Genomic DNA, 26,392 nt, shown 5'->3' with positions numbered 1-26,392 from the left:
CGCGATGGCCGAAACCTTCGAAACATCCAGCCTGGGAAGGCACGGCAATGCCTACGACAACTCTGCGGGACATCAGCGGCTTCGATCAGACCCCGGCTTCACCGGCCGCCGCGACGCTGATCCTCGTCGACTACCAGAACACCTACACACGCGGCGTGATGGAGCTGACGGGCTGGCGGGCCGCGCTCGACGCCGGGGCCGAACTGCTGGGCCGCGCGCGGGAGGCGGGCGCGCATGTCATCCATGTCGTCCACGACGGGGGCGAGGGCAGTCCGTACGACATCCGTGCCGAGATCGGCGCGATCCACGAGCGGGTGGCGCCCGTCGAGGGCGAGGACGTGGTCGTCAAGACGGCGCCCGACGGGTTCGTCGGCACCGAGCTGGGCGAGCTGGTGGACGCGGCCGGGAACAAGGACGTCATCGTCGCCGGGTTCATGACCCACATGTGCGTCACGTTCACCGCGGCCGGCGCGTTCCTGCGGGGCAACCGGCCAACCGTCGTCGCCGACGCCTGCGCGACGCGGCCTCTGGCGTCGGCGGCCGGTGACGTGTCCGCCGACCAGCTCCACCGCGGCGCGCTCGCCACGATCGCCGACGTGTACGGCGTCGTCGTGCCGTCGGTCTCGTCCCTGGGCTGAGTGCGGTACGCGGTCGTGGCCGGGGCTCCGGCAGCGCGGCTGCCACGGCGGTGCGGAGCGCCCGCCGTGCCCCAGGGTGTGGGGCACGGCGGTTCGGCGGGGTGCGGGTCCGGTCAGACCGTGCCGCTCGCGGAGACCGCGATCTTCGCCGACGTCGAGCCGCTGCGGCTGCCGAGCTTCTCGACCTGGTCGACGATGTCCTGGCCCTCGACGACCTCGCCGAAGACGACGTGCTTGCCGTCGAGCCAGTCCGTGACGACCGTGGTGATGAAGAACTGGGAGCCGTTGGTGTTGCGGCCCGCGTTCGCCATGCTCAGCAGGTACGGGCGGTCGTGCTTGAGGGTGAAGTTCTCGTCCGCGAACTTCTCGCCGTAGATGCTCTTGCCGCCGGTGCCGTCGCCACGGGTGAAGTCGCCGCCCTGCAGCATGAACTGCGGGATGACACGGTGGAACGGGGAGCCGGCGTAGCCGAAGCCGTGCTGGCCGGTCGCGAGCTCGCGGAAGTTCTGGGCGGTCTTGGGGACCACGTCGTCGAAGAGACGGAAGACGATCCGGCCGGCAGGCTGGTCGTTGATGGTGATGTCGAAGTAGACGTTCTCGCTCATGGGGATCAACCTACCTTCGCTCGGCCCCGGCGGTCGCCAGCACCCCGTCACGACGCGCTGCCGCACCCGCGCTCGCTACGGTCCGTGCGCGTGGGAACGCGGACTGTTCCGGCGCGTTCTGGGGCGTTCTGGGTCCTTCTGACAGAGGGCCCAGCAGCCCCGCGCCGTGCGGCGGTCATCGCGTGATTGACAGCGGATTTGCCGCGTTGGTAGGACTTTGGATCAGCGTCGCGTGTACCCGGCAAGGAGACCGTCGAGGGCATGGAGGCGCCGAACCAAAGGGACAACTTTGGTGACATCCGACGGGCGCCTGAAGGCGTTCGGCAACCAGCTGGCCGACGTACACCTCTGGCTCCGCGAGCAGCTCGCGGCGCTGCGTGAAGACGTCGACGCCTATCTCGCCGGGGGCACACGGCTCCGGGACCTGCGCACGCACTGCCTGACCTTCTGCTCGGCACTGAACCGTCATCACACCGGCGAGGACGACGTCGCCTTCCCGGAAGTGGCCGAGCAGTTCCCGCGGTTGAGGCCCGTCCTGGCAGAACTGCGCCGCGACCACCGGCTGGTGGAGGACTCCTTGCGACGACTCGACGCGCTGGTCGGCGAGTTGGACCGGGCCGAGGATCCCGCCGAGGTCCGGCGCGAGATGGACACCCTCGCGGCGCTCATGGAGACGCACTTCGTCTACGAGGAGAAGCGGATCCGCGCGGCGCTCGACACGCTGGACAAGCCGGACTGGGAAGCCGTGGCGCCGGACTTCCTGCTCACCGGCGATACGGCGCACTGACCGGTTCGGTGCCTGCCCGTCTGCCGCTTGGCCTGCCTGCCGGTTCTGTCGGCAGGCGCGGGCGGGCGGCGCCGACCCGCGTCGCCGGACTCACGGCAGGTCGTCACGCCCCAGCCATGACGGTTTGACGGGAACTCCGTCCGCGAACCGCTCGGTCGGTGGAGCGGCAGGCGCGGCCGACGCCTCCGCGACCGGTTCCGGGGCGACGGGTGGGGATGGGGGTGCCGGTGTGGGTGCGGGTGCAGATGTGGGTGTGGGCGCGGGTGCTGGTGCGGGTGCTGGTGCTGGTGCGGCGGAGTCCTCCAGCAGCTCCGCCACCGTGAATCGCGTGACGAACGACTGCCACGCACCGTCGACGACGAGCAGGAAACCGTCGTCCTGCCGCAGGAGCCGACGGCGTTTGGGGCTTCTGGGGTGCTCGGGCGAGTGGGTCCGCGCCCGCCGTTCAAGCTCCGCGAGCGCCTCCTCGCGGGATCCGGTGACGTGAGCCACCACGTAGGCCTCGATGTGCTTGCGTTCCCCGGCGCCCGTGGTCGTCTCGAGGACCAGCCCCCACGTCGTCACGTTCTCCGCCCCCTTCGTCCTCGCCCCGGTCCTGGACCGAGGCCGCCGCACGGATCTTCCTCGTGGCGACGAGGACGCGTTGGGGGTGTGTCTGGTTGCGTGCGGCGTCGAATTCGCCGACCGCGGGGCCTAAGTCCCGCCGGCGTCCGATGTGATGCGTCCCATTGCGCGCGTCGGCCGGTGCGAAGAACCTCTCGTGCAACGGAGATCCGAAGAACTGTTATCCCGCGCTCGCCGGGTGGTCTCCCAGGCATCGGACAGGTGTCGGACCGCGTCGTGCGGCGTCGAGGACAGGGAAGCTTTTGATGAGGACACAGGACACGGTGGACGCCGCGGCACTGGTGAGCGCTGCCCGACAGGGGGACCCGGCGGCCCAGGACGCCCTGGTCGGCGCCTACTTGCCGTTGGTCTACAACATCGTGGGCCGAGCCCTGAACGGCTCCGTCGACGTCGACGACGTGGTGCAGGAGACCATGCTGCGGGCCCTGGACGCGCTGCCCCGGCTGCGCGCCCCCGAGAGCTTCCGCTCCTGGCTCGTGGCGATCGCCGTGAACCAGGTGCGCACGTACTGGCACGACCGGCAACTCGCCCCCGGCACCGTCGAGGACGCCACCGACCTCGCCGACCCGGGCGCCGACTTCGTGGACCTGACGATGACGCAGCTCCAGTTGTCCGGACAGCGCCAGGAGACCGCACGGGCGACACGTCGGCTGGAGCCCGACGACCGCGCCCTGCTGTCGCTGTGGTGGCTGGAGTGCGCCGGCGAGCTGACGCGACCGGAGGTGGCCGTCGCGCTGGAGCTGTCGCCCCAGCACACGGCCGTCCGCGTGCAGCGGATGAAGGCCCAACTGGAGGCGGCCCGCGTGGTGGTACGAGCGCTGGACGCGAGGCCGCGCTGCGAGGAGTTGCGGGGCGTACTGGCGGGCTGGGACGGCCGGCCCTCCGCGCTGTGGCGCAAACGCATAGCCCGGCACGCCCGCGGCTGCCCGCGCTGCGCGGGCCTGTGGAGCGGACTGATGCCCGCGGAGGGCCTGCTGGCCGGACTCGCCCTGGTCGCGGCGACGCCCGCGCTGCTGGCGAAGACGCGCTCCGCCACCGGCGGTACGGCCGTGACCGGCTCGACCTCGGCCTCGGCCTCCGCTTTCGACGCGCCCGCAGGACAGGCCGCGTCGGGCCCCGCCGGCTCGGGTGCCGGGGGCGGGCACCGCGCCCCGCGCGGTCGGCGGGCGGCCTCCCGCGGCGAGGCCCGCCGGCGACGGCGAATACGGCGCCGGGCGGTCGGCGGCGCCGTGGTGGCGGCCTGTGTCGCGGGCGGAGGCCTCTGGTACTTCGGTCCGTTCGGCGTGGACCCCGGCGCCGGCGGCGAGGACACGACCGCCGCGCGGAGCGCCGACGAACCCCTCACGGACCACTCGTCCCCGGACTCCGCCACGGCCACCCGGCCGGCCTCGACCTCGGCATCGTCGTCGTCCTCCGCCTCTCCGCCCGCGTCGGCCTCCGAGAAGGCGAAGGCTGCAAGACCCCCCAGCCCGCGAAGAAGACCGCGTCGCCACCCCGGCAGGCCCCTCGGACAACCCCGCCCGCTGCCCAGCCGCCGCAGCCGACACCGTCGGACACCGTCTCCCAGGTGGTCGCGCTCGTGAACAAGGAACGGGCGGCGGCCGGTTGCGGCCCGCTCACGCAGGACCCCCAACTGGAGAAGGCCGCGCAGGACCACTCCGACGACATGGCCGCCCGCGGCTTCTTCGACCACACCAACCCGGACGGCGCCGACCCCGGACAGCGCATCACCGCCGCGGGCTACCGCTGGTCCACGTACGGCGAGAACATCGCCAAGGGCCAGCAGACCCCGGAGTCGGTGATGGACTCCTGGATGAACAGCCCCGGCCACCGCGCCAACATCCTCAACTGCTCGTTCAAGGATATCGGCGTCGGCGTCCACCGCGGTTCCGGCGGCCCCTGGTGGACACAGGACTTCGGCGCCAAGCTGTGACACCGCCGAGGGGCCGGCGTCACCGTACGAGGGTGTACGTCGGTGCGCCGATGCGGCGCTACGCCAGTGTCCGTATGTCCGTAAGTCCGTATGCCCGGCCGTCAGTTGGGTGCCGGTCTGTCGACGGGGGGTGGGGTCGGGGGCAGGGCGAGGTGTGCGAGGTCGCCGGGTGGTGGGGTGGTGACCGGCCAGAGCGGGGCCGCGACGCCGTCGGCGACCGCGGCCGGCGCGTCCGTGAGGTTCATGCGGTCGCGCAGCCGGCCGTAGAAGTCCATCGGGCCGAGCCGGACCGCCTTGAGCCGGCGCGGAGAGGCGTACACGCCGATCCAGTCCCCGGGGTGGAGCACCCCGCGCACCTGGCCGTCGATACTGACGGCCGCCTGCCCCGACCGTTCCAGCACCCGCAGCGCGATCGGCTCGTCCGGGGCGGCCAGCACCGAACGGTTGAACGCCATGTGCGGGGCGACCGGCGTGAAGAGCAGCCCTTCCGCACGGGGCGAGACGACCGGGCCACCGGCGGCGAAACTGTACGCGGTCGAACCCGTCGGCGTGGCCACGAGCAGCGCGTCCGCGGAGTAGGACGCGAGGAGCCGGCCGGCCAGGTAGACGGCGACGGACACCTGGCGGTCCCGGGCCAGCTTCTCCACGACGATGTCGTTCAGCGCGGTGACGTTGAGCGCGACACCCCAGTCGTCCCCGGTCTCGCACTCCACCCGCACCCGGGGCGGCGGCAGCATCGGCCCCCGGCCGTACCGCACGAGGGCGTCCATGTTGTGCGGCACCTCCAGCCGGCACGACGCGCGCATCGTGAGCAGCATCCGCCGCTCGATGTCGATCCGCTCCTCCTGTACGGCGTCCAGGGCGGCGCACACCGCCGGGGCGGGGACCTCCGTCAGGAAGCCCACCCGGCCGAGGTCGACACCGAGCACGAGCGCGTCGTTCTCCGCCGCCAGCCGGGCGCCGCGCAGGAAGGTCCCGTCCCCGCCCAGCGTCACGATGAGGTCGGGATCGTGTGCGGCGACGACCTCTTCGTGGGCGTTGTGCCGCGCGCCCTCCTGCCACACGTCGATGTCGGTGCACCCGACCGCGTTGTCGGCGCACCACTGGCGCACGGCCTGCGCGGCGGCCACGGCCTCCGCCCGCCCGCTGTGCACGACCAGGCCGACACGGCTCACCGTCATACCCGCACACCCGCCTCCCTGCCGGACCGTCTCAAGTGTCATCCTCACCCGCGAACGGCGCCGCCACACCACATGCCACGCCGCCGGAAAGGTGCGTCGGTGGGCAGATGTGTCAGTGGGCGGTCGTGGAGGAGACGGCGGACCGCGCCGCCCGTTCCACCAGGGCGACGCCCTCCGGCATGGACTTGCTGCCGTCGGAGAGGACCGCGACGAGGTAGTGGTGTCCGCCCTTGGTGATCCGGCCGACGCTGTTGACGTCCCACAGGTCGGTCGTGTTCCGCTGGAGCCAGCCGTTCTTCAGGGCCCAGCCGGCGTCGTCCGCCGCCGAGACGCCCCAGGACTGCTCGGGGGCGATGCGGCTCATCAGGGTGCGGAGGTAGGTGCGCGAGGCCTGGTCGAGCGCGGGTCCGGTCGCCGTCCTCGTGGTCGGCCCGCTGTCGAAGACCGCGCGCAGCAGCCGTATCTGGTCGCTCACCGTCGTCCGGGTCAGGCCCCACTTGGGGCCGGGACCGCCCTGGGTGGCGGTCAGGCCCAGCCGCTTGTTCGCCGCTTCGAGGCCCGGGGCGCGGCCGATCTTCTTCCACAGCGCGTTGGCCGCCGCGTTGTCGCTGTGCTTGATCATGTCCTCCGCCTGGGCGCGCTCCCGAGCGGTCAGCGGGTGCCCGGAGTCCTGGGCCTGGAGCAGCGCGGTGGCGAGGATGTCGACCTTGACGATGCTCGCCGTGTCGTACGGGGTGTTGTCACCGTAGACGCGGGGCGTGCGGCCCGCGCCGTCCAGGTCGAGGACCGCGGCCGTCACGCGCTGCTTGCCCTTGGCCTGCACCGATGCCGGGAAGTCGGCCGTGGCGGCGGCCGTGGTCGTGGTGGCGACCATGGAGGTGGTCGTGGCGGCGGCGGCCGGTGTCGCGAACAGGGGGCCGGCCGCGGCCAGCGCCGCCGCGGCGAGCGCGCAGGACACCACCGCACGCCTGCCCTGGCACCCGGCCTTCCGGGGGCGCCGCGGATGCTTCGAGGGGCGGGGCAGGTAGGGCATGGTGCAAGGCCTCAGCAGTTCGGTGGGAGGGACACGCGACAGCGAACGTAAACAAAACGCCCGATTCGCGAAGTGACCGCTGCCACGACGAGACCCCGTATGCCTGAATTGTGAGCAGGGCAACAGGTGCGCTGGTGAACCGAGAGTGACCTGTGCTTGCGCGGTGTGACACAGGGGTGTCTGTGCAGAACCTGCGGCGCCGCGATGAGCGTCAGGCGCGCCTGAACGGGGGTGTGCGGGGAAAATGTGCTCAGAGAGACGGACCGGCTTCGGGAGGCGTCATGGGCACACCAGCGGAGCCCAGAGTGTCGGGCCTGGAGGTCCGGTCCATCGACTACGTGCCGCTCGACGAGCGGCACGGCAAACTCTGGCACCTGGGACCGCTCTGGTTCATGTCCAACGCCCAGATCGCCACCCTGGCCGTGGGGCTGATCAGCATCACCGAGGGCGGCAACCTCGTCTGGTCGCTCCTCGCGATCACCGCGGGCACCCTCATCGGCACCTTCTTCATGGCCTTCCACTCGGCCCAGGGGCCCCAGCTGGGCCTGCCGCAGATGATCCAGTCGCGCCCCCAGTTCGGCTACGTCGGGGCGCTTCTCGTGTGGCTGTTCGCCTATGTGCAGTACGCGGGCTTCAACGTCTTCAACACCATCCTCACCGCCGACGCCCTGCACACCACGCTGCACGGCAGCGTCAAACTGTGGGTGGTCGTGGTCACGGTGGTCGCGCTCGTGATCGCCCTGGTCGGCTACGACATCATCCACAAGGCCGAGCGGATCCTGACGTACACCTTCCTGGTCGTCTTCGGGGTCTTCACCGTCGGCGTCCTCGTCAACCTGCACTACCCGCCGGGCTCGTTCGACCTCGGCGGCTTCAAGTGGACGCCCTTCCTCGCCCAGTTCGGCGTGGTCGCGGGCTACCAGATCAGCTGGGCCATCTACGTCTCCGACTACTCGCGTTACCTGCCGCCCTACGTGACGGTCCGCAAGACCTTCTACTGGACCTACTTCGGCTCCGCCCTCGGCGGCATCTGGCTCATGGTGCTCGGAGCGCTGCTCGCGGCCTGGGCCGGCAAGAACTTCGAGACGATCACGTCGATCAACGCGGCCGGCGACGAGGTGTTCACCGGATTCGGCGCGATCGTGCTGCTCTTCGCCGCGCTGGGCCTGGTCTCCGTCACCGCGCTGAACATGTACGGCGGTTCACTGACCCTCATCAGCGCCATCGACTCGTTCAAGCGCGTGCGGCCCACGCTCGGCGTACGCATGCTGACCATCGGTCTGACGGCGGTGCTCTCCCTGGTCGGCGCACTGGCCGCGACCGCCAACTTCCTGCAGAACTTCAACAACTTCCTGCTGCTGGTGCTCTACCTGTTCATCCCGTGGACCGCGGTCAACCTCATGGACTACTACGTCGTGCGCCGCGGGCACTACGCCGTCGCCGAGATCTTCAACCCGCACGGCATCTACGGACGCTGGGGCTGGCAGGGGATCCTCTCGTACCTGGTCGGCTTCGCCGTCATGGTCCCGTTCTTCGCGGTCGGGACCCTGTTCGTCGGACCCGCCGCCGAGGCGCTCGGCGGAGCCGACATCTCCCTGTTCGTCGGGCTGCCCGTCTCCGCCCTGCTCTACTGGTGGCTGACCCGCTCGATCGACGTGGAGGCCGAGATGCGCGTCGCCGAGGCGGAGGCCGCGGAACTGGAACAGGCGGCCCACGAACACCGGGAACCCTGAGAGGGGCTCCACAGGGGCTCGCCGGACCGCCCGCGCCGGGAACCGCCGTGACTAGCGGGCGGTTCCGAAGTCCTGCGTCCAGTAGCTGCCCGGCTGTGCCAGACCGACGCCGATCTCCTTGAACGAGCAGTTGAGGATGTTGGCCCGGTGGCCCGAGCTGGACATCCAGCCCGCCATGACCTGCTCGGGGGTGGAGTAGCCGTAGGCGACGTTCTCGCCGTAGGCGCTCCAGGTGTAGCCGGCGCCGGTGATCCGCTGGCCCGGGTCGGACCCGTCGGACCCGGTGTGCGACATGTTCTTGTGCGCCGCCATGTCGTCGCTGTGCGCCTGCGCGGCCTTCGTGAGCGTCGCGTTCAGCGTCAGGGCCGGGCAGCCGACCTTGCCGCGCTCGGCGTTGACGAGCTGCACGATACGGGCGACGGTCCCGGACGCCGGGGCGGCGGACTTGGTCGTGGCGGTGGGCTTCGGGGTGCTCGGCGCCGCGGGGGCGGTGGTGGTGGGGGCGGCGGTCGTGGGGGCGGTCGCCTTGGGCGTGCTCGGGGCGCTGGGCGCGCTGGGAGTACTAGGAGCGCTGGGAGCACTGGGGGTACCGGCAGCACTGGGGGTGGCGGCGGGGGTGTGCGGGCGCGCATGGTGCTTGCGCTTGGGTACGTGGTGCTTGTGCGCACTGTGCTTGTGCGCGTGGTGCTTGAGGGGGGTGGGGGCGGTCGGGGCGGTGCTCGCGGGGGCGGTCGGGGTCTGCGTCGCCGATGCCGTGGTCGACGGTGTGGCCGATGCCGTCGCCGACGGTGTGGCCGATCCGGTGTCGCCACCCCACCAGGCCTGGTTCCACTGGTGCCAGAGGCTCGCGTCGTCACCCTGGCCCTGGCCTATCGGCTGCTGCGCGCCCGCGGCCTGGGCCGCCGGGTCGTTCCCCCAGCCCGTGCAGGCCATGGCGGCGGTCGGCACGCCCACGGCGCTGACGGCGACAGCGGCGATGACGATCCGGCGGTAGTGCTGCTTCTTGCGGTGCTTACTCATGCGTGACCTCACTCGGTAGTCGCCGAGCGCCCCTTCTGCGGCTGCCTCTGCGCGTACTCCGCCTGCCGAACTGAGCTGCGGAGCCGTTCTGCGGTCGCCATTCTTAGGACCCCTTCACTGCGAGCGCAAAGGGGTCTTCGTACTACCCGAGCTCGTAGACCTGGGAGCCCACGGTGAGGGGAAAGGCAGTGTGCGGACCCGTTGCGCGCTCCCCTTGCGGTCCCCTGACACTCCGTCAGAAGCCGTCACAGTTTGCAAAAGCGAGCGAAACGATCAATTGCTTGGAGCAGGTTCGGAAGCGGTGCGATCCGCACCTGGATCAAGACGGACAAATCCCATTTGTCGGCAGAGGGGCATCTACTATCCGGCATCCCGAACAGCGAGCCCCACGTGACGGAAGTCACGGAACCGAAGGGCGGCGGAGCCTGTCAGGGCCCGTAATCCGACCCCGCAATCCGGCCCCGTAATCCAGCCCCGCAATCCGGCCCCGCCATGTAGCCCCGCAATCCGGCCCCGCCACGTGCCCCCGGAATCCGGCCCCGCGATCCGGCCCTGCCCGGACTGACCCGCCCGGCCGTTCTCACCGCGGCTCACCGGGACCCCCGTGCCTATGGTGAAGTGTGATCGACACCGACGCCGTGTCTCGTCCGCGGCGCCGCCGGCCGGGCTACAAGGCCGCGGCGGCCGTCTTCGCCGTGGGGATGGTGGGCACCACGCTGCCCACCCCCCTCTACGGGCTCTACCGGCAGCAGCTCGGGTTCTCCGAACTGATCGTGACCGTGGTGTTCGCGGTCTACGCGGTGGGCGTCATCACCGCTCTGCTGGTCGCCGGCGGCGCCTCCGACGTCCTGGGGCGGCGCCCGGTGCTGGCCGCCGCGCTGGTCCTCGCCGCGCTCAGCGCGGTCTGCTTCCTCAGCGAGGGCGGACTCCCGCTGCTGTACACGGGGCGTGTGCTGTCGGGCTTCTCGGCGGGGCTGCTGAGCGGCACGGGCACCGCCGCCGTTCTCGACCTCGCACCACCGGACCGACGGGCCCGCGCCGCCCTGGCGGCCACCGCGGCCAACATGGGCGGCCTGGGACTCGGCCCGCTCCTGTCCGGCGTCCTCGCCCAGTACGCGCCCTGGCCGCTCACCCTGCCCTTCCTGGTCCACCTGGCGCTCCTGGCCCTCGCCCTGGTCGTCGTCGGCCTCCTGCCCGAGACCGTCCACCACACCGGGCCGCGCCCCTCGCTGCGCCCCCAGGGCATGACGGTTCCGCCGGAGGTACGTGGCGTGTTCGCGCCTTGCTCCCTGGCCGCCTTCGCGGGCTTCGCCCTGCTCGGCCTCTTCACGGCCGTCGCCCCCGCGTTCCTCTCCCAGACGCTGCACGAGCGCAACCTCGCGGTGATCGGCGCCGTCGCCTTCTGCGTGTTCTGCGCCTCGACCGCCGGCCAGGTGCTCATGGGACGCCTGGGTCCCCAGGCCGCCCTCACGTGGGGCTGCGCCGTGCTCGTCGCCAGCCTCGTCCTGGTCGGCACCTCGCTGGCGGCGGCGTCCTTCCCGGTGCTGCTGCTCGGCGCGGTCACGGGCGGCACGGGACAGGGCATGGCGTTCCGGGCCGGCCTGACCCTGGTGAGCGCCGCGGCGCCCCCGGAGCACCGGGGCGCCACCATCTCGGCCTTCTTCGTCATCGCCTACCTGGGCATCTCGCTGCCCGTCGTCGGTGTGGGCGCCCTGGCCGTGACGCTGGGCGTGCGCGTTGCCGGGCTGGTGTTCACGGCGTGCGCGGTCGTGCTCGTCGCGGCCGTCGGCGTCCGGGTGCGACGGCACCCGCCGGTCGTCCGCACCGTAGACGCGGTGTCGTCTTCACGCTGACCTCGTCGCCCGCACCGTGGTGGTGACCCGTACGAGACAGGGGGAGCGCGGTGTCGAGCCGAAGCCGACGTGCACGGGCGGGTCGACGGGGGTGAGGGGGCCGAGGTCCCGTCCGCCGAGCCTGACGGACGCGGTGGTGACGGGGTGGAGGTCGTGGGCGCCGTACCACTCGTGCCGGCCGGCGCCGGCGGTGCCGCGGGTGCGGACGCCGAGCAGCAGGCGGGCCGCGGGGTCGGTGACGGTGGCGTAGAAGGGGCGCGCGGAGACCGGGCCCGGGACGGCGCCGAGCAGGATGCCCAGCGCGCCCCGCCGTCCGACGGTGAAGGTCAGGTCGAGCAGGGAGCCGGCGACGACCGTCCAGCGGTTCCCGGCGACGCCCACCCGCACCGGCACGACACACACCTCGTCGAAGGCGTACGTGCGGGCGACGAAGTCGGCCGTGCGGCGCGTCGGGGCCAGGAGAAGGCGGTGGCCGCCGGCGTGTTCGAGCATCACGTCGCTGAAGGGGCCGAAGGGCGAGTCCGCCCAGTGGCCCAGGACCAGGCGCGTGCCGGACGCCGTACCGAGTCCCGCGATCCATCCGTCGAACCGGAGGCGGACGGGCCGCGCCGGTCGCGGCGCCGGGTGCGGCTCCGGGCGCCCGGGATCGCGGGTGGCCCGGGATCGCGCCGGGAACATGGCGGTCATCCGGGTGCCCGCCCGCGCGGGGACGTCGGGGACGTCGGGGACATCGAGAACATCGGGGTCATCCGGCTGCCCACCCGTGCCGGCCGTGCGCCGCCCCGGTCCGGGAGTGCCCGTCCGCGGTGTGGTGGCCGTCCGCCGTGCGGTGGCCGTGGAGGGGCTGCGCCGGGCGGGAGGCGCCCAGGCGTACCCGGTGGATGCCGTCGCAGAAGTGGACCAGGGGCTCGGTGCCGGGCGGAGGCAGCCCCACCGCGCGGGTGAGCGTCTCTTCGAGGGCCTCGACGCGGGCGCCGCGCAGCGGGAAGGGCACGTGCTCGACGGGGGTCTCCCAGATGACGCCGAGCCGCTTGGTGAAGGCGCGCCAGCGCGAGGTCAGCCACACGTCCCGGTGGGTGGGGGCCATCGGGTCGCCGGGGCGGACGGACAGGCGGTACGTGACACCGGTGTGCCGCCGGGAGCCGGTGTACGTCACGACGCCGCTCGCCCGCGACACGCGCAGCCGTGCCACGTGGTACGGAGCGCCCACCGCGCAGGCGGCGAGCATCGCGGACCAGCCCGCCTCCAGGGACAGGAACCACAGCCCGTCCCGTCCGTCGGGCCGCCGCACGTACGTGCGCAGATTCGTCTCGGGGAAGGCGGGCAGGCCGGGCACGGCCGCCGGAAGCACCGACGGGCGCAGGTCCGCCATCACGAACGCCGTGAGACTCACCCACGCGGCACCGTCGTACGTGTCCACCACCAGGCCGTCCGGCACCAGCCGCTGCACCTGCTCCGCCGGGTAGGGCCAGTGGACGAACGTCTGCGTCAGCCAGCCGGCACGCAGCGCGGGGACGTGCACGCGCCGCTCCGGCCCGTACGAGACCACGCGCACCGAATGCCCCGGTGCCCCGAGGCGAAACACCGTGACGGCGCCGCACCGGGGGCCGACGACGAGCGACCCGGCCCCGTACTCGCCCGTGTTCGCCCCGTGTTCCCCGGACCCGGAGGTTTCCCGGACCCGGAAGGCCTTCCCGATGCGCCCCGGCCCGCGTGGGCGGCCGGGGCGGCGACCCGGCCGCACCAGGGTGTCGCCGTCACCGGCCTCACCTCACTGCTTCGCCGCCCCGCTCCAGCGCACCCCGCTCCAGCGCGTCCCGCGCCGCGTCCAGTGCCCTCGCCCGGTCCTCGGGGACCAGGCCGATGCGGGTGCGGCGGTCCAGGAGGTCGGACGTGTCCAGGGCACCCTCGTGGCGGACGGCCCAGACGAGTTCGGCGCGGGTGACCGGATGTCCCGGCAGGACGGGTTCGGCGAGGGCCGGGTCCCGCTCGGCGAGGGCGTGGACGGCGGGGGCCTCGGTGCCGTAGCGGCGCACCAGGCGGCTCGGCGCGCGCAGGGCGCGGAGCCGGTCGGGGGCGGCGGCGCCGACCAGGGGCAGGGCGGCGGTGGGGGAGGGGCCCGCGGGCAGCCGGTGGGCCTCGACCGCCGCGTCGACCGCGTCCTCGGCCATCCGGCGGTACGTGGTCAGCTTGCCGCCGACCACGGTGGTCACGCCCTCGGCCGAGGTGAGCACGGCGTGCCGGCGCGAGATGTCGGAGGTGCGGGGCGAGGCGCCGTCGGGGCCCTCGTGGTCCGCGGTGTCCAGCAGCGGGCGGAGCCCGGCGAAGGCGCCGTCGACCTCGTCGCGGTGTACCGGCGCGTCGAGCACCGAGCCGAGCACGTCCAGCAGGAAGCCGATGTCCGTCTCCGGCACCTCGGGCACGTCCGGGATCTCGCCCTCGACCGGCTCGTCGGTGAGGCCGACGTACGTACGGCCGTCGCCCTGGGGCAGGACCAGCACGAAGCGGTTGGTCTCGCCGGGTATCGGGATGTGCAGGCCGGCCGGGAGGGCGCCGAGGCGCTGCGAGCGCAGGACCAGGTGGGTGCCGCGGGAGGGGCGGATGCGGATGCCGTCGACGAGACCGCCCGCCCACACGCCCGTCGCGTTGATGACGGCGCGGGCCCTGATCTCGCCCTCCTCGCCGGTGAGTTCGTCGCGGAAGCGGGCGCCGGCCGCGGTGAGTTCCAGCACCCTGACCCGGGTGAGCACCCGGGCGCCGCGCGCGGCGGCGGTGCGGGCGAGGGCGGTGACCAGGTGGACGTCGTCGCTCACCTTGCCGTCCCAGGAGAGCAGACCGCCGCGCAGGCCGGCCGTGCGCACCGAGGGCGCGAGATGGCGGGCCTCGGTCGCCGACAGCCGGCGCGGCGCGGGCAGCACCTGGCGCGGGGTGCGGGCGGCGAGCCGCAGCATGTCGCCGGCCCGGAACCCGGCCCAGGCGAGCGAGGCCTGGGCCCGCGACACCAGCGGGGTCAGCGGCAGCACGAAGGGCTGCGCGGCGACCAGGTGCGGGGCGGTGCGGGTCATCAGCACACCGCGCTCGACGGCGCTCTCGTGCGCGACGTCGAACTGCGCGGAGGCCAGATAGCGCAGCCCGCCGTGGATGAGCTTGGAGCTCCAGCGGGAGGTGCCGAAGGCGAGGTCGTGGGCGTCGACCGCGACGACGTCGAGCCCGCGGGCGGCGGCGTCCAGTGCGGCGCCCGCCCCCGTCGCGCCGAGCCCGACGACCAGGACGTCGGCCACCCTGCCGTCCGCCGCCGCGGCCAGGTCGCGGGTGCGCCGGCCGGCGCCGAGGGACGAGCCGGGGACTGCCCCGGGGTGCTCGTCCCGGTTGCTGGTGGGGCTCATGGCGTGAGGGTCCTCTCCAGAAGGATGCGCAGTTCGCCGAGAAAGGCGCGGGTGTCGAGTTCGGGGTCGTCCTCGTCGGTCATGGTGCGCAGCGACAGGGCGAAGGACTGCACGGTGAGCAGCAGGGCGCGGGCCTGCCGGTCGGTGTGGCCGGCGCGCACCGACCCGTCCGTGTGCCCCTCGCGCAGCCCCTCGGTCATCAGGGCGAGCAGTGCCTCCTGGCTCGCTCCGCGCCGGTCGAGCACGTAGGGCAGCAGGAGTTCGGGGTCGACGTCGACGATCTTGTGGAAGAGGGGGTGGGCGCGGAACGCCTCCACCCCCGCGACCAGACCCTCCACGATCCGTGCGCGCGCGTCCGTGCCCTCGGTGACCTGCGGCATGGACCGGTTGGCCACGTCGAGCCACTCACGGGTCATCAGGTCGCCGACCAGCGAGTTCAGATCGGGCCAGCGGCGGTACAGCGTCATCCGGGAGACGCCGGCGCGGCGGGCCACGTCGGCGAGGGTGGTGCGGCGGACGCCGACGGCCAGGACGCAGTCGCGCACCGCGTCGAGCACGGTGTCACTGTCCGAACGGTTGTGACGAATGGGCGTCATGTGTCACAGTGTAACGCCCCTGGGGGAGGGCGGACCATCGCGCCGCACGAACCGAGCGAACCGACCGTGTGAGGACGACCGTTCAATGGACATGCTGTGGAACGGCTGGGGAGACCCGGTCAAGGCGGCGCCGCTGCCCGACTCGGTGACCGCACTGCTGCGCGACCTGCTCGGCGTCAAGCCGCGCGGCACCGAACCGCTCGCCCTGACGGACGTCCCCGTGTCCGGGCCCACCGCGGCCCCGGCGGCACTGGCCGCCCTCGCCGACGCGGTCGGCGGCGCCGAGCACGTCCGCACGGACGCGGAGAGCCGGATCCGGCACACCCGCGGCAAGTCCACCCCCGACCTGCTGCGCATCCGCTCCGGCGACACCACCGACGTTCCGCAGGCCGTCGTCCTGCCCGGCTCCCACGACGAGGTCCTCGCCGTACTGCGCGCCTGCTCCGCGCACGCACTGGCCGTCGTCCCCTTCGGCGGCGGCACCAGCGTCGTGGGCGGCCTCGCCCCCGAGCGGCGCGACTTCGTCGCTCTCGACCTGCGGCGCATGGACGGCCTGCTCGACCTGGACCCGGTCTCCCGTACCGCCGTGCTGCAGCCGGGCCTGCGCGCCCCGCAGGCCGAGGCCCTGCTCGCCGGGCGCGGGTTCACCCTCGGGCACTTCCCGCAGTCCTTCGAGTGGGCCACCGTCGGCGGTTTCGCCGCCGCCCGCTCCAGCGGTCAGGCCTCCGCCGGATACGGCCGCTTCGACGAGATGGTCCTCGGCCTCACCCTCGCCACCCCCGAGGGCACCGTCGAGACGGGCCGCGCCCCGCGCTCGGCCGCCGGCCCCGACGTGCGCCAGCTGATCCTCGGCTCCGAGGGCGCCTTCGGCGTCATCACCTCCGTGACCGTACGCGTCCGCCCGCTGCCCGAGCGGCGCGTCTACGAGGGCTGGCGGTTCGCCTCCTTCGACGAGGGGGCCGCCGCACTGCGCCGGCTCGCCCAGGACGGGCCCCGGCCCACGGTCCTGCGGCTCTCCGACGAGACCGAGACCCTCATCGGCCTGGCCCAGCCCGACGCGATCGGCGCCGGCCTCGCGAACAGCGACGCCGGATGCCTGGCGATCACCGGGTACGAGGGCACCGCCGAGGACACCGCACAGCGCCGCGAGCAGGCGGCCGCCGTCCTGCGCGAGTGCGGCGGCACCCTCGTCGGCGCCGAGCCGGGCGAGCGCTGGGCCCACGGCCGCTACTCCGCGCCCTACCTGCGTGACGCCCTCCTCGACGTGGGGGCCTTCGCCGAGACCCTGGAGACGGCGGCCTTCTGGTCCCGCGTCCCCGAGCTGTACACGGCCGTGCGCACCGCGCTGACCGACACGCTCACCGAGGCCGGCACCCCGCCGCTGGTGATGTGCCACGTCTCCCACGTGTACGAGAACGGCGCCTCGCTGTACTTCACCGTGGTCAGCGCGCAGGGCGAGGACCCGGTGACGCACTGGACACCAGCCAAGCACGCGGCCAACGAGGCGATCCTGGCCGTCGGCGGCACCATCTCCCACCACCACGGCGTGGGCACCGACCACCGCGACTGGTACGTCCGGGAAGCCGGCCCCCTCGCCGTCGACGCGCTGCGCGCCGTCAAGCGCCGGCTCGACCCCGAGGGACTGCTCAACCCGGGCGTCCTGCTGCCCACCGACTGACCGTACGCTTCCGGCGATCCGTACGCTTCCCGCACGCCGACCGATCCGCCCCCTGGTCCGTCCCCTGGTCCGTCCCGTGTTCCGTCCCCTATCGATCCCCGATCCGTCTCCCGATCCGTCTCCCGACCCGTCACCGCCCCGGAGGCACACCGATGCGACAGTTCACCGCCGTCGTCAACCCGACCGCGGGCGGCTCCACCGGGGCGGCGACGCTCCTCCGGGTGGCCCGGCTCCTGCGCGAAGCCGGCGCCACCCTGGAGACCGAGTACAGCCACAGTCTCGCCCACGCCCAGGAACTGGCCCGCCGGGCGGGGGAGAACGGCCGGGTGGTGCTGGCGGTGGGCGGGGACGGCATGGCGGGCGGCATCGGCGGAGCGCTCAGCGGCACCGGAGCCGTGCTCGGTCTGGTCCCCGCCGGCCGCGGCAACGACTTCGCCCGCGCACTGGACCTGCCCCACGACCCCGAGGCCCTGGCCGGCATCCTCCTGCGCGCCGAACCCCGGCCCGTCGACACCATCGAGCTGGAATCGGCCGTCCACCAGCGCACCGTGGTCCTGGGCGGCGTCTACGCGGGCGTCGACGCCCTGGCCAACCGGCACGCCAACCACGCCCGCCTGCTGCGCGGCTCCGCCTCCTACTACGCGGGCGGCCTGCGCGCGGTCGCCGGCTGGCGCGCGGCGGACTACCGGATCACCGTCGACGGCGAGGAGCACCCCCACCGCGGCTACACCGTCGTCGCCGCGAACTCCCCCTACTACGGCTCGGGCCGCCTCATCGCACCCGGCGCCAAGGTCGACGACGGGCTTCTCGACATCGTCATGATCCGGGAGGCCCCGCGCCGGCTCTTCTTCGCCCTCATGAACGAGCTGAAGACCGGCGCCCACATACGCCGCCCCGAGGTCCGCGTCCTCCGGGGCCGCGAACTGCGCATCGAAGCCTCCCGCCCGGTCCCCTACGGCGCCGACGGCGAGGTCGAGGCCACCCTCCCGGTCACGGCCCGGGTCCGGCCGGGCGACCTGGCGGTGCTCTGCTGACGGCCGTGCCCGGCCGAAGGTCCGCTCACCGAGGGGGCGCCACTGTCCGCTGGTCGGGGAAGAGGTGGGAGGCGCCGGCGCCGTCGCTGAGGGCGACGAGGTCGGCCCAGCGGGTGATGGCGCCGGGGGCGACGTGCAGGCCGTAGCGGGTTGCCAGCGCGTGGACGATCTCCATGCCCCGACCGTGCTCGTCCGGGTCGACGCCCGGGGGGCAGCGGCCGGCGGCGAGGGCGGGGCCCTTGTCGGACACCTCCACGCGCAGGGTGCCGAAAGCGTCCTCCCGGATCCAGGACACCCGCAGCAGAGCCGGGGGCAGGGCGTGGACGATCGCGTTGGTGATCAGTTCCGACACCACCAGCAGTGCGTCGTCGACGATCTCGGCCGACACGTGCCAGTCGTCGAGGAGCGTGGCCACCTGCCGGCGCGCGGCCGGGACGGCCCCCGCGGCGGGGGGCACCGGGCAGACGTGTTCGTATGCCTCCCGAACCAGCGTGTTGAGCTGTACCGCCATCTTGTCTCCAGGGGGTGAGCCCTGCGGGTCTCCAGGGGATGAGCCCCGCAGGTCAGGCGCTGGGCCTCGGACACCGTGCCAAGACCTGGCAGAACGGTAAGGAGACGGACGAAACCGGTCAATGAATCCGGGTCGGCATTGCCGAACGGCGGGCCCCCGCGCGGCGCCTGCGTACGCCCCGCACGCCAAGCGAAGCGGCTGTGACGGTAATACGCTCGCTTCATGGCAGGCCCAGTCCAGTCCATCGAACGGGCGGCGGCGATTCTGCGTCTCCTCGCCGGCGGTCCCCGCAGACTCGGACTCGGCGAGGTGGCGGCCTCCCTGGGACTGGCCAAGGGAACCGCCCACGGCATCCTGCGCACGCTCCAGCACGTGGATTTCGTGGAACAGGACGCGGCGACCGGGAAATACCAGCTCGGAGCCGCTCTCCTGCACCTCGGCACCAGCTACCTGGACGTCAACGAGCTGCGCTCGCGCTCGATCAACTGGGCCGACGCCCTGGCCGCCCGCAGCGGCGAGGCGGTGCGCCTGGGCACCCCCCTGGAAGGCAAGGTCCTCGTCGTCCACCACGTCTTCCGGCCGGACGACTCCCTGCAGAGCCTGGACGTGGGCGCACTGCTGCCCCTGCACGCCTCCTCACTGGGCAAGATCCTGCTGGCCTACGGGACCGCGCCCCTGGAGCCGGTCATCGAGTCGGGGATGGAGGCCTACACGCGGCACACCCTCGTCACGCCCGAGGATCTCGCTCGGGCGCTCGCGGAGGTCCGCGACCAGGGCTGGGCCGCCGAGATCCAGGAGATGAGCATGGGCGAGGCAGGGCTCGCCGCGCCGATCCGCGGGCACGGCGGCCTCGTCGTCGGTGCCATCTGCCTCTCGGGCCCGGTCGAGCGGATCTGCGACAGCCAGGGCACGCCGCGGGGCAATCTGCTCACCCTGCTCCGCGAGGCCGCGCGGGCGATCTCCCGAGACCTGGGCGCCGCCCGCTGGTAGCCCCCACCGGCCCCATCGCCCCCTCGCCCCCTCCGCACCGCACGGGAAGGCGGACCTGATCATGGTTGAGCGGTATGTGATGTCCATCGATCAGGGCACCAACTCCACCCGTTGCATCCTGTTCGACCATCGGGGACGGCTGGTGACCGTCGCCCAGAGGGAGCACCAGCAGCACTTCCCGAAGCCCGGATGGGTCGAGCACGACGCCGTCGAGATATGGAACAACCTCCAGCGCGTCGTGCCCGAGGCCCTGTCCGCCGGCGAGATCGACGCCGGCCAGGTCGCCGCCATCGGCCTGGCCAACCAGCGGGAGACGACCGTCCTGTGGGACCGGCACACGGGCGCCCCGGTGAGCCGGGCGATCGTCTGGCAGGACACCCGCACCGCACCGCTCGTCGACGAACTCGGCCACGACCCCGGAGCGGAGTTCTTCCTCGACCGGTGCGGCCTGGCACCCTCCACCTACTTCTCGGCGCTGCGCGTGCGCTGGCTGTTCGACAACGTCAAGGGCCTGGAGGAACGCGCGAAGAACGGTGACGTCCTCTTCGGCACGATGGAGAGCTGGCTCATCTGGAACCTCACCGGAGGAACCGACGGCGGCCTCCACCTCACCGACCCCACCAACGCCAGCCGCACCATGCTGATGAACATCCGCACCCTCGACTGGGACGACGAACTGCTGGCCTGCTTCGGCGTCCCCCGCGCGATGCTGCCCGGGATCAGATCCTCCGCCGAGATCTACGGCGACGCGCGCGCCCTCGTCCCCGGCGTCCGCATCTCGGCCGCGCTCGGCGACCAGCAGGCCGCGCTCTTCGGCCAGACCTGCTTCTCCCCGGGCGAGGCCAAGTGCACGTACGGCACCGGCAGTTTCCTGCTGCTCAACACCGGCACCGATCTCGTACGCTCCCGGCACGGGCTGCTGACGACCGTCGCCTACCGGATCGGCGACCAGCCGCCCGTCTACGCCCTGGAAGGGTCGATCGCCGTCACCGGCTCCCTGGTCCAGTGGTTCCGTGACCGCCTGGGGCTGATCAGCAGCGCCCCGGAGATCGAGACGCTCGCCCGGACCGTCGAGGACAACGGCGGCTGCTACATCGTCCCCGCCTTCTCCGGCCTGTTCGCGCCCCGCTGGCGCAGCGACGCGCGCGGTGTCATCGTCGGCCTCACCTCGTACATCACCAAGGGACATCTGGCCCGAGCCGTCCTGGAGGCCACCGGCTGGCAGACCCGCGAGGTCGTCGACGCCATGAACGCCGACTCCTCGGTGCCGCTGCGGCAGCTGAAGGTGGACGGCGGCATGACCGCGAACAACCTGCTCATGCAGTTCGTGGCCGACGTGCTCGACGTCCCCGTGGTACGGCCCATGGTCGCCGAGACCGTCTCCCTGGGCGCCGCCTACGCCGCCGGACTCGCCGCCGGCTACTGGTCGGACCTGGAGGTCCTGCGCCGCAACTGGCACCGGGCCGCCCAGTGGCTGCCCGACATGGACCCGCACCGCCGTGAGGCGGAGTACGAGGACTGGCAGCAGGCCGTCGAACGGTCCCTGGGGTGGGTCAGGTCGGCGCGGTCGACCTGAGGCGACGGCAGGGTGCGGCAGACGCGGTCGGTCTGAGGTCACGGCAGGGTGCGGCAGACGCGGTCGACCCGAGGTCACGGCAGGGTGCGGCAGAGCAGGGCCGCCGGCCCCGGCCTGCTGCCGACGCGCGTGGTGAACGCGATGCCGGCCGCGTACTCGTCCACCGCGCACTGGCCCTTGTAGCTGCCCTGGGCGAAGTCGCCGCCGGCCCCGTCGGCGGGACGGTTGTCCGACCGGTCGAACCACACCGTGCGCCCGCTGCCCGACAGCGCGACACGCCCCGGAGCGCACAGCGCCGCCGAGACGCGCTCGCCGCGCTCGCTGTAGCCGATGAGGAACGAGCCCGACGGGCACTGGAACTTGGTGTAGCCGGACGCCCAGTCGCCGCCCTCGGGGACGTGGCGCTCGTCGGTGACGACCGTCTGCCCCGTACCGGAGGCCCGCAGACCGGACGCGCCGGAGTCGGTGCACAGTCCGCGGCCGGAGGTGTGGCTCAGACCGACGAGCCTGAGCCCGTCCGGGCAGGCCGCCTTGTACGCACCGGAGTCCCAGTCCCCGGTGGCCCGCACCAGCAGGGACTCCACCGCGTCACCGTGGTCCGTGCTGAGCATCCGCCACACCGGCACCGCCGGTACGGGGCCGGACGTGCTCGGCGCGGACATGAGGTGCTGCCACGCCGTGGCGCGCCAGTCGGCGGGGTCGAGGATGCCCGAGCGGTGGCCCGCGCCGTCGTAGCGCAGCAGGGCCCAGTCGTCGTGGCCCTCGAAACCCACCAGCGGCCAGTACGCGAAGTCGGCGTCGTGGTCGGCGAAGTAGTCGGTGACATGGCCGAACCAGGCGCGTGCCGCCGCGTTCGTCTCACCGGACCCGATGCCGAACTCGCTGACCCAGACGGGCGCCGTGTAGTGCCGTCCCGACTCCTCGACGAAGAAAGCCTCGTCGTCCATGGCCGCGATCAACTCCGCGGGCGTCAGGTCCTGGTAGCGCGGGTCGTGGGTCTCGCCCAGGCCCGTGGCGCCGCTGTGGTGCGGGCCGGTGTAGCCGTAGAAGTGGGCGGAGTAGACCAGTTTGTGGGCGTCGACGAGGGTGTGCGACAGCGTGCGGACCGGGGTGAGCATCGGTCGGCCGTGCGGGAGGCCGTCCACCGGCACACCGGTCCAGTTGATGCCCTCGATGACGATGAGCAGGCGCGGGTCGCCCTCGGTGAGGATGCGGTCGGCGGCGAGGCGGGCCGCGGCGTACCAGTCGTGGTCGTCGCCCAGGCCCCAGTTGGGGTCGTCGAGGACGTCGCGGCGGACCTCGTTGTACAGGTCGGCCCCGACGACGCGGGGGACCGAGGCGTAGCGGCGGGCCATGAAGACCCAGTCGTCGGCCCACCGTTCGGTGGACTGACCGCTGTTCCAGCGCTCGTTGCCGTCGACACCGCAGCACCAACGGGAGGTGACGGTGTGGTTGTTGAGGATGACGGCGAACCCGCTCCCGCTCAGCGCGTCGACCACCGCGTCGTAGACCTGGAGCGGAGTCCTGCCACGGAGTCGGGGGTTGGCGGTGACGGCGTCGTCGGGGACGGGAGCCGTCGCGTGGATCATCTCGTCGGAGAACGGCAGCCGGATCGTGTTGACACCCAACTCATGGAAATCCGCGAGCAGTTGGTCCAGCGGGACGCGGTCGAGACCGAGGGGTATGCCGTGCGAGTCCTGCCCGGCGTGATGGTTCGCCGGATCCAGGACGCTGCCGCTCCCGGTCCACGACCCCTGCGCGCCGTCCCAGTTGGCGGCCTTCAGCCGGAAGCGGTCGCCCCGGGCGTCGACGATGTAGCGGCCCTGTGTCGACAGGGGCGCGGTCCAGGCGGCCGGGTCGGCGGCTCGGGTGGCGTGCGGGGTGTAGGAGCGCGCCGGTGGTGCCGGGGCGGCGGACGCGGTCGTGGACGCGGTGGCCATGAGCAGTAATCCTGCGGTGGCGGCGGCCAGACGCAGCGGGGCGGAGGCGATCGGCATGAGGGCAGCCCTTGCGGTCGGGGGGTGGCAGGGGTGTCGGGGGACAGGGGTGTCGGGGGTGGCAGGGGTGGCAGGGGTGGAGACATCGCGCGACCGAGGGGCGCGGGCCTCCCGGTCGCGCGCAGTCTCCACGATGCCGCCCGCTCATGGAAGGGCCCGGGAGCAGCCGGTCCGTGCCCGCCCCGCCCCGCCGACTCCCCACGGCACAAGGCCCTCTTGCGGGCCGCCGAAGTGCTCCGTCGTGGACGTCACCCCGCGGACGTTCCTCGACCAGCTCCGGAACTGACGCCAGCGCGCGCCGCGAGGACGAGTCGGCGCGCCACGAGGACGAGTCGGCGCGCCGAGGTGCGCGGACGCCCCTCCTGGGTAGGGAACCGGAGCCCGGCCGTGCGAGCGGCCGGCGAGTCGGGACAGGAACAGCGAAGGGGTGGGTCGGAGATGACGCTCGATCAGGCCGCAGGCGCCGTGGTGCAGGCGGTCGTGGTGTACGACGGGCAGCTGCTGCTGGTGGCGCGTGGCGAGGACTGGGTGCTGCCCTCGGGCACCGCGGAACCGGCCGAGTCGGCGGAGGCGACGGCCGCGCGCATCGTCTACGAACTCACCGGCTACCTCGTCGACGGCTCCCAGCCGCTGGAGCACCGGGGAGAGGGCGCGGAGGACGCGATACCGGCCGTGGTGTGCCAGTTGCTGACCCGGTCCCCGTCCGAGGGGGCCAGTCTGACGGCGGACCAGCTGCGCTGGTGCCCGTTCGCGGAGGCCATCGGCAGCCCCCTGCCCGCTGCCGTGCGCGCATACCTTCGGGGACACACGCCCGTGTGAGTACGCGGTGTGAGTACGCCGAGTGGGTACCCCGTACGAGCAGCTTGCGCGAGCAGCTTGCGCGGCGGCACGCTCACGCCTGGGCCGATGCGAGGAACCGCTCCCGGTCGACGACCGCCCGGTCGATCTCGCCGCGCGCCACCAGCTCCCCCGAGCCGTCGACGGCGCGCACCACGAACGTGAGCCGTCGGCCGGCCGCCCCCGGCACCGGTTCGGCGGTCACCTCGACCTGCCCGCCCACCGGCGTGGCACGCAGGTGCTCCACACGGACGGAGGTGCCGACGGTCGTCCGGCCGGCGCCGGTGAACGGCTCGGCGGCCCGTACGGTCGCCGCCTCCAGCACGCGATCAGGCGCGGGGTGGCGAGCACGGGCACATCACCACTGCCCATCACCAGCGCGGTGTCGGCGTCGGTCACTTCATGGCGCATGTCGTCGTCCATGTGATGGCGCATGCCCTCACGCTAGCGCCCCCCGGATCACCGGTCCCGCAGGAGCCGCCCCAGCAGCAGGTAGGCACGCTGTTCGGCGGCGGCCAGGGCGGCGGGATCGATGCCGGCGGGCCACAGTTCGCCCGCCGCGGCGTCGTCGGCCTCGCGCAGTTCCACCACGGCCACCGCCAGTCGCACATGGACGACCGGCCGCGCCGGCGCGGAGCGGTCGGCCAGGGCGTGTTCGGCCCGCTCGATCGCCTCGGTGCACGCGGCCAGCGCGCGTTCCACGCGTACGGCGGCCCGGTCGTGGACGACGAGCAGGGCACAGGCCAGCCCGGCGCCGATACCGAGCAGGCTGGCGAGGGCACGGTCGCGGACGAGAGCCCCGGCGGGCGTGGGCGCGGCCAACTCGCTGAGCAGCAGCGCGAGCGGGGTGAGGAAGACGACGCCCAGGCCGTAGTTGCCCGCGACGGCGTACTCCAGCAGGAATTCCAGGACCACGATCACCACGGCGAGCAGCACCGGACGCGGATGGACGGCCAGCACGCCGAGGGCGATCAGCAGGCCGGCGGCTGTCCCCAGCGTGCGCTGGACGGCACGCTGCGCCGTCGTACGGACATTCACCGCGTGCAGCACGGCGGCGGCCGAGATCGCCGCCCAGTATCCGTGGCCGAGCCCCAGCCCCACGGCCGTCCCGCCCGCCACCAGCGTGCCGAGGACCATGCGCAGCGCGGGTACGACCAGGACCGCCGGGGCGACGTGGCGGCCGGGGCGCCCACGCATCAGTTCCCACGCGCGCTGGGCCGCCGCGTCGTTCGGCGACGCGCCCGACTCACCCGACGCGCCCGACTCGCCCGACGCGCCCGGCTTGCCCGACTCGCCAGGCTTGCCTGACGTGCCCGACGTGGCCGATTCACCCGCCCGGTAGCCCCTTCCCCGGGCCGCCGGGTCCGTGTGCACGGGCAGCCCGGGAAGGATCGGAGGACGGGGCTCCCGGCGCTCGGTGAGGAGATCGGCCTGCCGGCGCAGATCCCGGGCCAGCTCAGCGCGGTCGGCGGCGGCGTGACGGCTGGACTCGATCAGCAACGACCAGGACAGGTCGGCCAGACGCGCACAGGTGGTCGCCCGGTGGACCTGCCCGGTACCCGCCGGGGGAACCAGACCGAGGCACCGGTACTCCTGAAGGACCGCGGCGGTCGCCCGGTGCCGTGCGCGGCGGACGCCGTCGCCCGCCGACTCCGTCAGCTCGGCGAGCGCGCGCAGCGCCGCCGCCACCGCGAGGCGCTCCGGACGCTCCGGGTGCACGTACCGGCCCAGGACGGCCAGCACCCACGCCGTCGCCGCGCCCAGCGCGGCAAGGGCCGTGTGCGGGAGCACGTCCGGGAGCGAGGGGGTCCCGTTGGCCGCCACCGCGAACGAGAAGAGCAGCAGCACCGCGCCGAGCCCGCCCAGCCGGGCCGCGTCGCAGGCGAACTTGGACAGCCCCGCGACCACGGCCGTCGCCACGACCACCACGGCGGCACCGACCTCGCTCTGCGCGGGACGGGCCACCGCGGCGAGCGCCGAACCCACACCCACGGACGCCGTCATGGCCACCGCGACCACGGCCAGGACGCGGGCCCGGCGGTCGTAGGGCAGGTTGCGCCCGAACGTGGTGGTGAAGGAGCCCAGCATCGTGTACACGGCGAGATCGGGCCGTCCGGCCAGGACGACGGGCAGCGCCGCGAGTGCCATGGCCAGCGCGGCGCGCAGCGCGAACAGGAACGCACCGTCCACCCGGTGCAGCGCGAGCGCGCCGTGCGGGGTCAGGACATGCGCCAGACCGGCGGCCGAACGCCGCCGGCCGCCGCCGTTCGCGGCGGGGACCGGCGCGGGCGAAGGGGGCATGTTCGGTGTATATCACCTGGCCCGGCCCGATTCCCGGGCACCGGTCCCGGGCACTGGTCGGCGCCCGCTCCGCGCCGCC

24 protein-coding genes are annotated in these 26,392 nt (G+C 73.2%); 11 read left to right on the top strand and 13 right to left on the bottom strand.

All coding sequences use genetic code 11. The annotated features are described in order from the left end of the window. The first annotated feature begins 47 nt into the window (after positions 1–47). Positions 48–638 (top strand): cysteine hydrolase family protein, encoded by a 591-nt coding sequence (locus ACGFYV_RS02725; RefSeq protein WP_393876512.1) that lies wholly within the window; start codon positions 48–50, stop codon positions 636–638. A 113-nt stretch (positions 639–751) separates the two neighbouring features. Here ACGFYV_RS02725 and ACGFYV_RS02720 read toward each other — a convergent pair whose 3' ends face one another. Continuing rightward, a complete protein-coding gene (locus ACGFYV_RS02720) occupies positions 752–1,243 on the bottom strand; it encodes a peptidylprolyl isomerase (RefSeq protein ID WP_393876511.1) in 492 nt (163 codons plus the stop codon). Between the two features lie 292 nt (positions 1,244–1,535). Between ACGFYV_RS02720 and ACGFYV_RS02715 the strand changes: the two genes are divergently transcribed. Continuing rightward, positions 1,536–2,030, top strand: a complete 495-nt coding sequence (locus ACGFYV_RS02715) for a hemerythrin domain-containing protein (protein ID WP_393876510.1) — start codon at positions 1,536–1,538, stop codon at positions 2,028–2,030. A 90-nt stretch (positions 2,031–2,120) separates the two neighbouring features. Here the strand turns inward: ACGFYV_RS02715 and ACGFYV_RS02710 are convergent, their stop codons facing one another. After that, complete coding sequence (locus ACGFYV_RS02710; protein WP_393876509.1) at positions 2,121–2,594, bottom strand: hypothetical protein; 474 nt, start codon at positions 2,592–2,594, stop codon at positions 2,121–2,123. Between the two features lie 305 nt (positions 2,595–2,899). On the opposite strand from ACGFYV_RS02710, the gene ACGFYV_RS02705 reads away from it, so the two are divergent. Continuing rightward, entirely contained in the window at positions 2,900–4,237 is a 1,338-nt protein-coding gene (locus ACGFYV_RS02705) for an RNA polymerase sigma factor (protein ID WP_393876508.1), read from the top strand. Then, positions 4,222–4,587 (top strand): CAP domain-containing protein, encoded by a 366-nt coding sequence (locus ACGFYV_RS02700; protein ID WP_393876507.1) that lies wholly within the window; start codon positions 4,222–4,224, stop codon positions 4,585–4,587. The genes ACGFYV_RS02705 and ACGFYV_RS02700 overlap by 16 nt, the downstream gene beginning before the upstream one ends. Before the next feature lie 101 nt (positions 4,588–4,688). On the opposite strand, the gene ACGFYV_RS02695 is transcribed toward ACGFYV_RS02700, so the two are convergent. Both ACGFYV_RS02695 and ACGFYV_RS02690 read right to left on the bottom strand, forming a co-directional pair. Beyond that, positions 4,689–5,768, bottom strand: coding sequence for an NAD(+)/NADH kinase (locus ACGFYV_RS02695; protein WP_393876506.1), 1,080 nt, complete (start codon positions 5,766–5,768; stop codon positions 4,689–4,691). 112 nt (positions 5,769–5,880) lie between these two features. Further along, positions 5,881–6,801, bottom strand: a complete 921-nt coding sequence (locus ACGFYV_RS02690) for a serine hydrolase (RefSeq protein WP_393876505.1) — start codon at positions 6,799–6,801, stop codon at positions 5,881–5,883. Positions 6,802–7,082: 281 nt separating this feature from the next. Between ACGFYV_RS02690 and ACGFYV_RS02685 the strand changes: the two genes are divergently transcribed. After that, positions 7,083–8,534, top strand: a complete 1,452-nt coding sequence (locus ACGFYV_RS02685; protein WP_393876504.1) for a purine-cytosine permease family protein — start codon at positions 7,083–7,085, stop codon at positions 8,532–8,534. Positions 8,535–8,585: 51 nt separating this feature from the next. Here ACGFYV_RS02685 and ACGFYV_RS02680 read toward each other — a convergent pair whose 3' ends face one another. Continuing rightward, on the bottom strand, positions 8,586–9,554 hold the full coding sequence (locus ACGFYV_RS02680) for a CAP domain-containing protein (RefSeq protein ID WP_393876503.1): 969 nt from the start codon (positions 9,552–9,554) through the stop codon (positions 8,586–8,588). 620 nt (positions 9,555–10,174) lie between these two features. Here ACGFYV_RS02680 and ACGFYV_RS02675 point away from each other — a divergent pair. After that, positions 10,175–11,407 (top strand): MFS transporter, encoded by a 1,233-nt coding sequence (locus tag ACGFYV_RS02675; protein ID WP_393876502.1) that lies wholly within the window; start codon positions 10,175–10,177, stop codon positions 11,405–11,407. Here the strand turns inward: ACGFYV_RS02675 and ACGFYV_RS02670 are convergent. The 4 genes from ACGFYV_RS02670 to ACGFYV_RS02655 all read right to left on the bottom strand — a co-directional run bounded on the left by ACGFYV_RS02670 (position 11,399) and on the right by ACGFYV_RS02655 (position 15,389). Continuing rightward, positions 11,399–12,085 (bottom strand): hypothetical protein, encoded by a 687-nt coding sequence (locus ACGFYV_RS02670; protein WP_393876501.1) that lies wholly within the window; start codon positions 12,083–12,085, stop codon positions 11,399–11,401. The two genes, ACGFYV_RS02675 and ACGFYV_RS02670, sit on opposite strands and share 9 nt — an antisense overlap. A gap of 67 nt (positions 12,086–12,152) precedes the next feature. After that, positions 12,153–12,929, bottom strand: coding sequence for a YqjF family protein (locus ACGFYV_RS02665; RefSeq protein ID WP_393876500.1), 777 nt, complete (start codon positions 12,927–12,929; stop codon positions 12,153–12,155). A 244-nt stretch (positions 12,930–13,173) separates the two neighbouring features. Beyond that, entirely contained in the window at positions 13,174–14,793 is a 1,620-nt protein-coding gene (locus ACGFYV_RS02660) for a glycerol-3-phosphate dehydrogenase/oxidase (protein ID WP_393876499.1), read from the bottom strand. After that, entirely contained in the window at positions 14,790–15,389 is a 600-nt protein-coding gene (locus ACGFYV_RS02655) for a TetR/AcrR family transcriptional regulator (protein WP_393876498.1), read from the bottom strand. The genes ACGFYV_RS02660 and ACGFYV_RS02655 overlap by 4 nt, the downstream gene beginning before the upstream one ends. 85 nt (positions 15,390–15,474) lie before the next feature. On the opposite strand from ACGFYV_RS02655, the gene ACGFYV_RS02650 reads away from it, so the two are divergent. Both ACGFYV_RS02650 and ACGFYV_RS02645 read left to right on the top strand, forming a co-directional pair. Continuing rightward, entirely contained in the window at positions 15,475–17,067 is a 1,593-nt protein-coding gene (locus ACGFYV_RS02650; RefSeq protein ID WP_393876497.1) for an FAD-binding oxidoreductase, read from the top strand. Positions 17,068–17,219: 152 nt separating this feature from the next. Further along, complete coding sequence (locus ACGFYV_RS02645) at positions 17,220–18,101, top strand: diacylglycerol kinase family protein (RefSeq protein ID WP_393876496.1); 882 nt, start codon at positions 17,220–17,222, stop codon at positions 18,099–18,101. 25 nt (positions 18,102–18,126) lie between these two features. On the opposite strand, the gene ACGFYV_RS02640 is transcribed toward ACGFYV_RS02645, so the two are convergent. After that, complete coding sequence (locus ACGFYV_RS02640; RefSeq protein WP_393876495.1) at positions 18,127–18,612, bottom strand: ATP-binding protein; 486 nt, start codon at positions 18,610–18,612, stop codon at positions 18,127–18,129. Between the two features lie 222 nt (positions 18,613–18,834). Between ACGFYV_RS02640 and ACGFYV_RS02635 the strand changes: the two genes are divergently transcribed. Next, positions 18,835–19,602 (top strand): IclR family transcriptional regulator, encoded by a 768-nt coding sequence (locus ACGFYV_RS02635; RefSeq protein WP_393876494.1) that lies wholly within the window; start codon positions 18,835–18,837, stop codon positions 19,600–19,602. Positions 19,603–19,663: 61 nt separating this feature from the next. Further along, positions 19,664–21,178 (top strand): glycerol kinase GlpK, encoded by a 1,515-nt coding sequence (glpK, locus tag ACGFYV_RS02630; RefSeq protein ID WP_393876493.1) that lies wholly within the window; start codon positions 19,664–19,666, stop codon positions 21,176–21,178. Between the two features lie 74 nt (positions 21,179–21,252). Here glpK and ACGFYV_RS02625 read toward each other — a convergent pair whose 3' ends face one another. Further along, positions 21,253–23,175, bottom strand: coding sequence for a glycoside hydrolase family 5 protein (locus tag ACGFYV_RS02625; protein WP_393876492.1), 1,923 nt, complete (start codon positions 23,173–23,175; stop codon positions 21,253–21,255). A gap of 438 nt (positions 23,176–23,613) precedes the next feature. Between ACGFYV_RS02625 and ACGFYV_RS02620 the strand changes: the two genes are divergently transcribed. Next, a complete protein-coding gene (locus tag ACGFYV_RS02620; protein ID WP_393876491.1) occupies positions 23,614–23,994 on the top strand; it encodes an NUDIX hydrolase in 381 nt (126 codons plus the stop codon). A 73-nt stretch (positions 23,995–24,067) separates the two neighbouring features. Here ACGFYV_RS02620 and ACGFYV_RS02615 read toward each other — a convergent pair whose 3' ends face one another. Further along, complete coding sequence (locus ACGFYV_RS02615; RefSeq protein ID WP_393876490.1) at positions 24,068–24,337, bottom strand: thioesterase family protein; 270 nt, start codon at positions 24,335–24,337, stop codon at positions 24,068–24,070. A gap of 134 nt (positions 24,338–24,471) precedes the next feature. After that, complete coding sequence (locus tag ACGFYV_RS02610; RefSeq protein ID WP_393876489.1) at positions 24,472–26,313, bottom strand: FUSC family protein; 1,842 nt, start codon at positions 26,311–26,313, stop codon at positions 24,472–24,474. Between the last annotated feature and the right edge of the window lie 79 nt (positions 26,314–26,392).

This window comes from Streptomyces sp. NPDC048297 (assembly GCF_043201585.1).
In the GTDB taxonomy this organism is placed as follows: domain Bacteria; phylum Actinomycetota; class Actinomycetes; order Streptomycetales; family Streptomycetaceae; genus Streptomyces.
Note: the sequence above shows the minus strand (reverse complement) of the source record. Positions and strands in the feature narration are given on the sequence as shown.

Coding starts and splice junctions, on each gene's coding strand:
- ACGFYV_RS02680 (WP_393876503.1), bottom strand. CDS start 9,554: ATGAGTAAGCACCGCAAGAAGCAGCACTACCGCCGGATCGTCATCGCC.
- glpK (WP_393876493.1), top strand. CDS start 19,664: ATGGTTGAGCGGTATGTGATGTCCATCGATCAGGGCACCAACTCCACC.
- ACGFYV_RS02660 (WP_393876499.1), bottom strand. CDS start 14,793: ATGAGCCCCACCAGCAACCGGGACGAGCACCCCGGGGCAGTCCCCGGC.
- ACGFYV_RS02610 (WP_393876489.1), bottom strand. CDS start 26,313: ATGCCCCCTTCGCCCGCGCCGGTCCCCGCCGCGAACGGCGGCGGCCGG.
- ACGFYV_RS02655 (WP_393876498.1), bottom strand. CDS start 15,389: ATGACGCCCATTCGTCACAACCGTTCGGACAGTGACACCGTGCTCGAC.
- ACGFYV_RS02625 (WP_393876492.1), bottom strand. CDS start 23,175: ATGCCGATCGCCTCCGCCCCGCTGCGTCTGGCCGCCGCCACCGCAGGA.
- ACGFYV_RS02640 (WP_393876495.1), bottom strand. CDS start 18,612: ATGGCGGTACAGCTCAACACGCTGGTTCGGGAGGCATACGAACACGTC.
- ACGFYV_RS02720 (WP_393876511.1), bottom strand. CDS start 1,243: ATGAGCGAGAACGTCTACTTCGACATCACCATCAACGACCAGCCTGCC.
- ACGFYV_RS02650 (WP_393876497.1), top strand. CDS start 15,475: ATGGACATGCTGTGGAACGGCTGGGGAGACCCGGTCAAGGCGGCGCCG.
- ACGFYV_RS02620 (WP_393876491.1), top strand. CDS start 23,614: ATGACGCTCGATCAGGCCGCAGGCGCCGTGGTGCAGGCGGTCGTGGTG.
- ACGFYV_RS02670 (WP_393876501.1), bottom strand. CDS start 12,085: ATGTTCCCGGCGCGATCCCGGGCCACCCGCGATCCCGGGCGCCCGGAG.
- ACGFYV_RS02685 (WP_393876504.1), top strand. CDS start 7,083: ATGGGCACACCAGCGGAGCCCAGAGTGTCGGGCCTGGAGGTCCGGTCC.
- ACGFYV_RS02690 (WP_393876505.1), bottom strand. CDS start 6,801: ATGCCCTACCTGCCCCGCCCCTCGAAGCATCCGCGGCGCCCCCGGAAG.
- ACGFYV_RS02645 (WP_393876496.1), top strand. CDS start 17,220: ATGCGACAGTTCACCGCCGTCGTCAACCCGACCGCGGGCGGCTCCACC.
- ACGFYV_RS02725 (WP_393876512.1), top strand. CDS start 48: ATGCCTACGACAACTCTGCGGGACATCAGCGGCTTCGATCAGACCCCG.
- ACGFYV_RS02695 (WP_393876506.1), bottom strand. CDS start 5,768: ATGACGGTGAGCCGTGTCGGCCTGGTCGTGCACAGCGGGCGGGCGGAG.
- ACGFYV_RS02705 (WP_393876508.1), top strand. CDS start 2,900: ATGAGGACACAGGACACGGTGGACGCCGCGGCACTGGTGAGCGCTGCC.
- ACGFYV_RS02635 (WP_393876494.1), top strand. CDS start 18,835: ATGGCAGGCCCAGTCCAGTCCATCGAACGGGCGGCGGCGATTCTGCGT.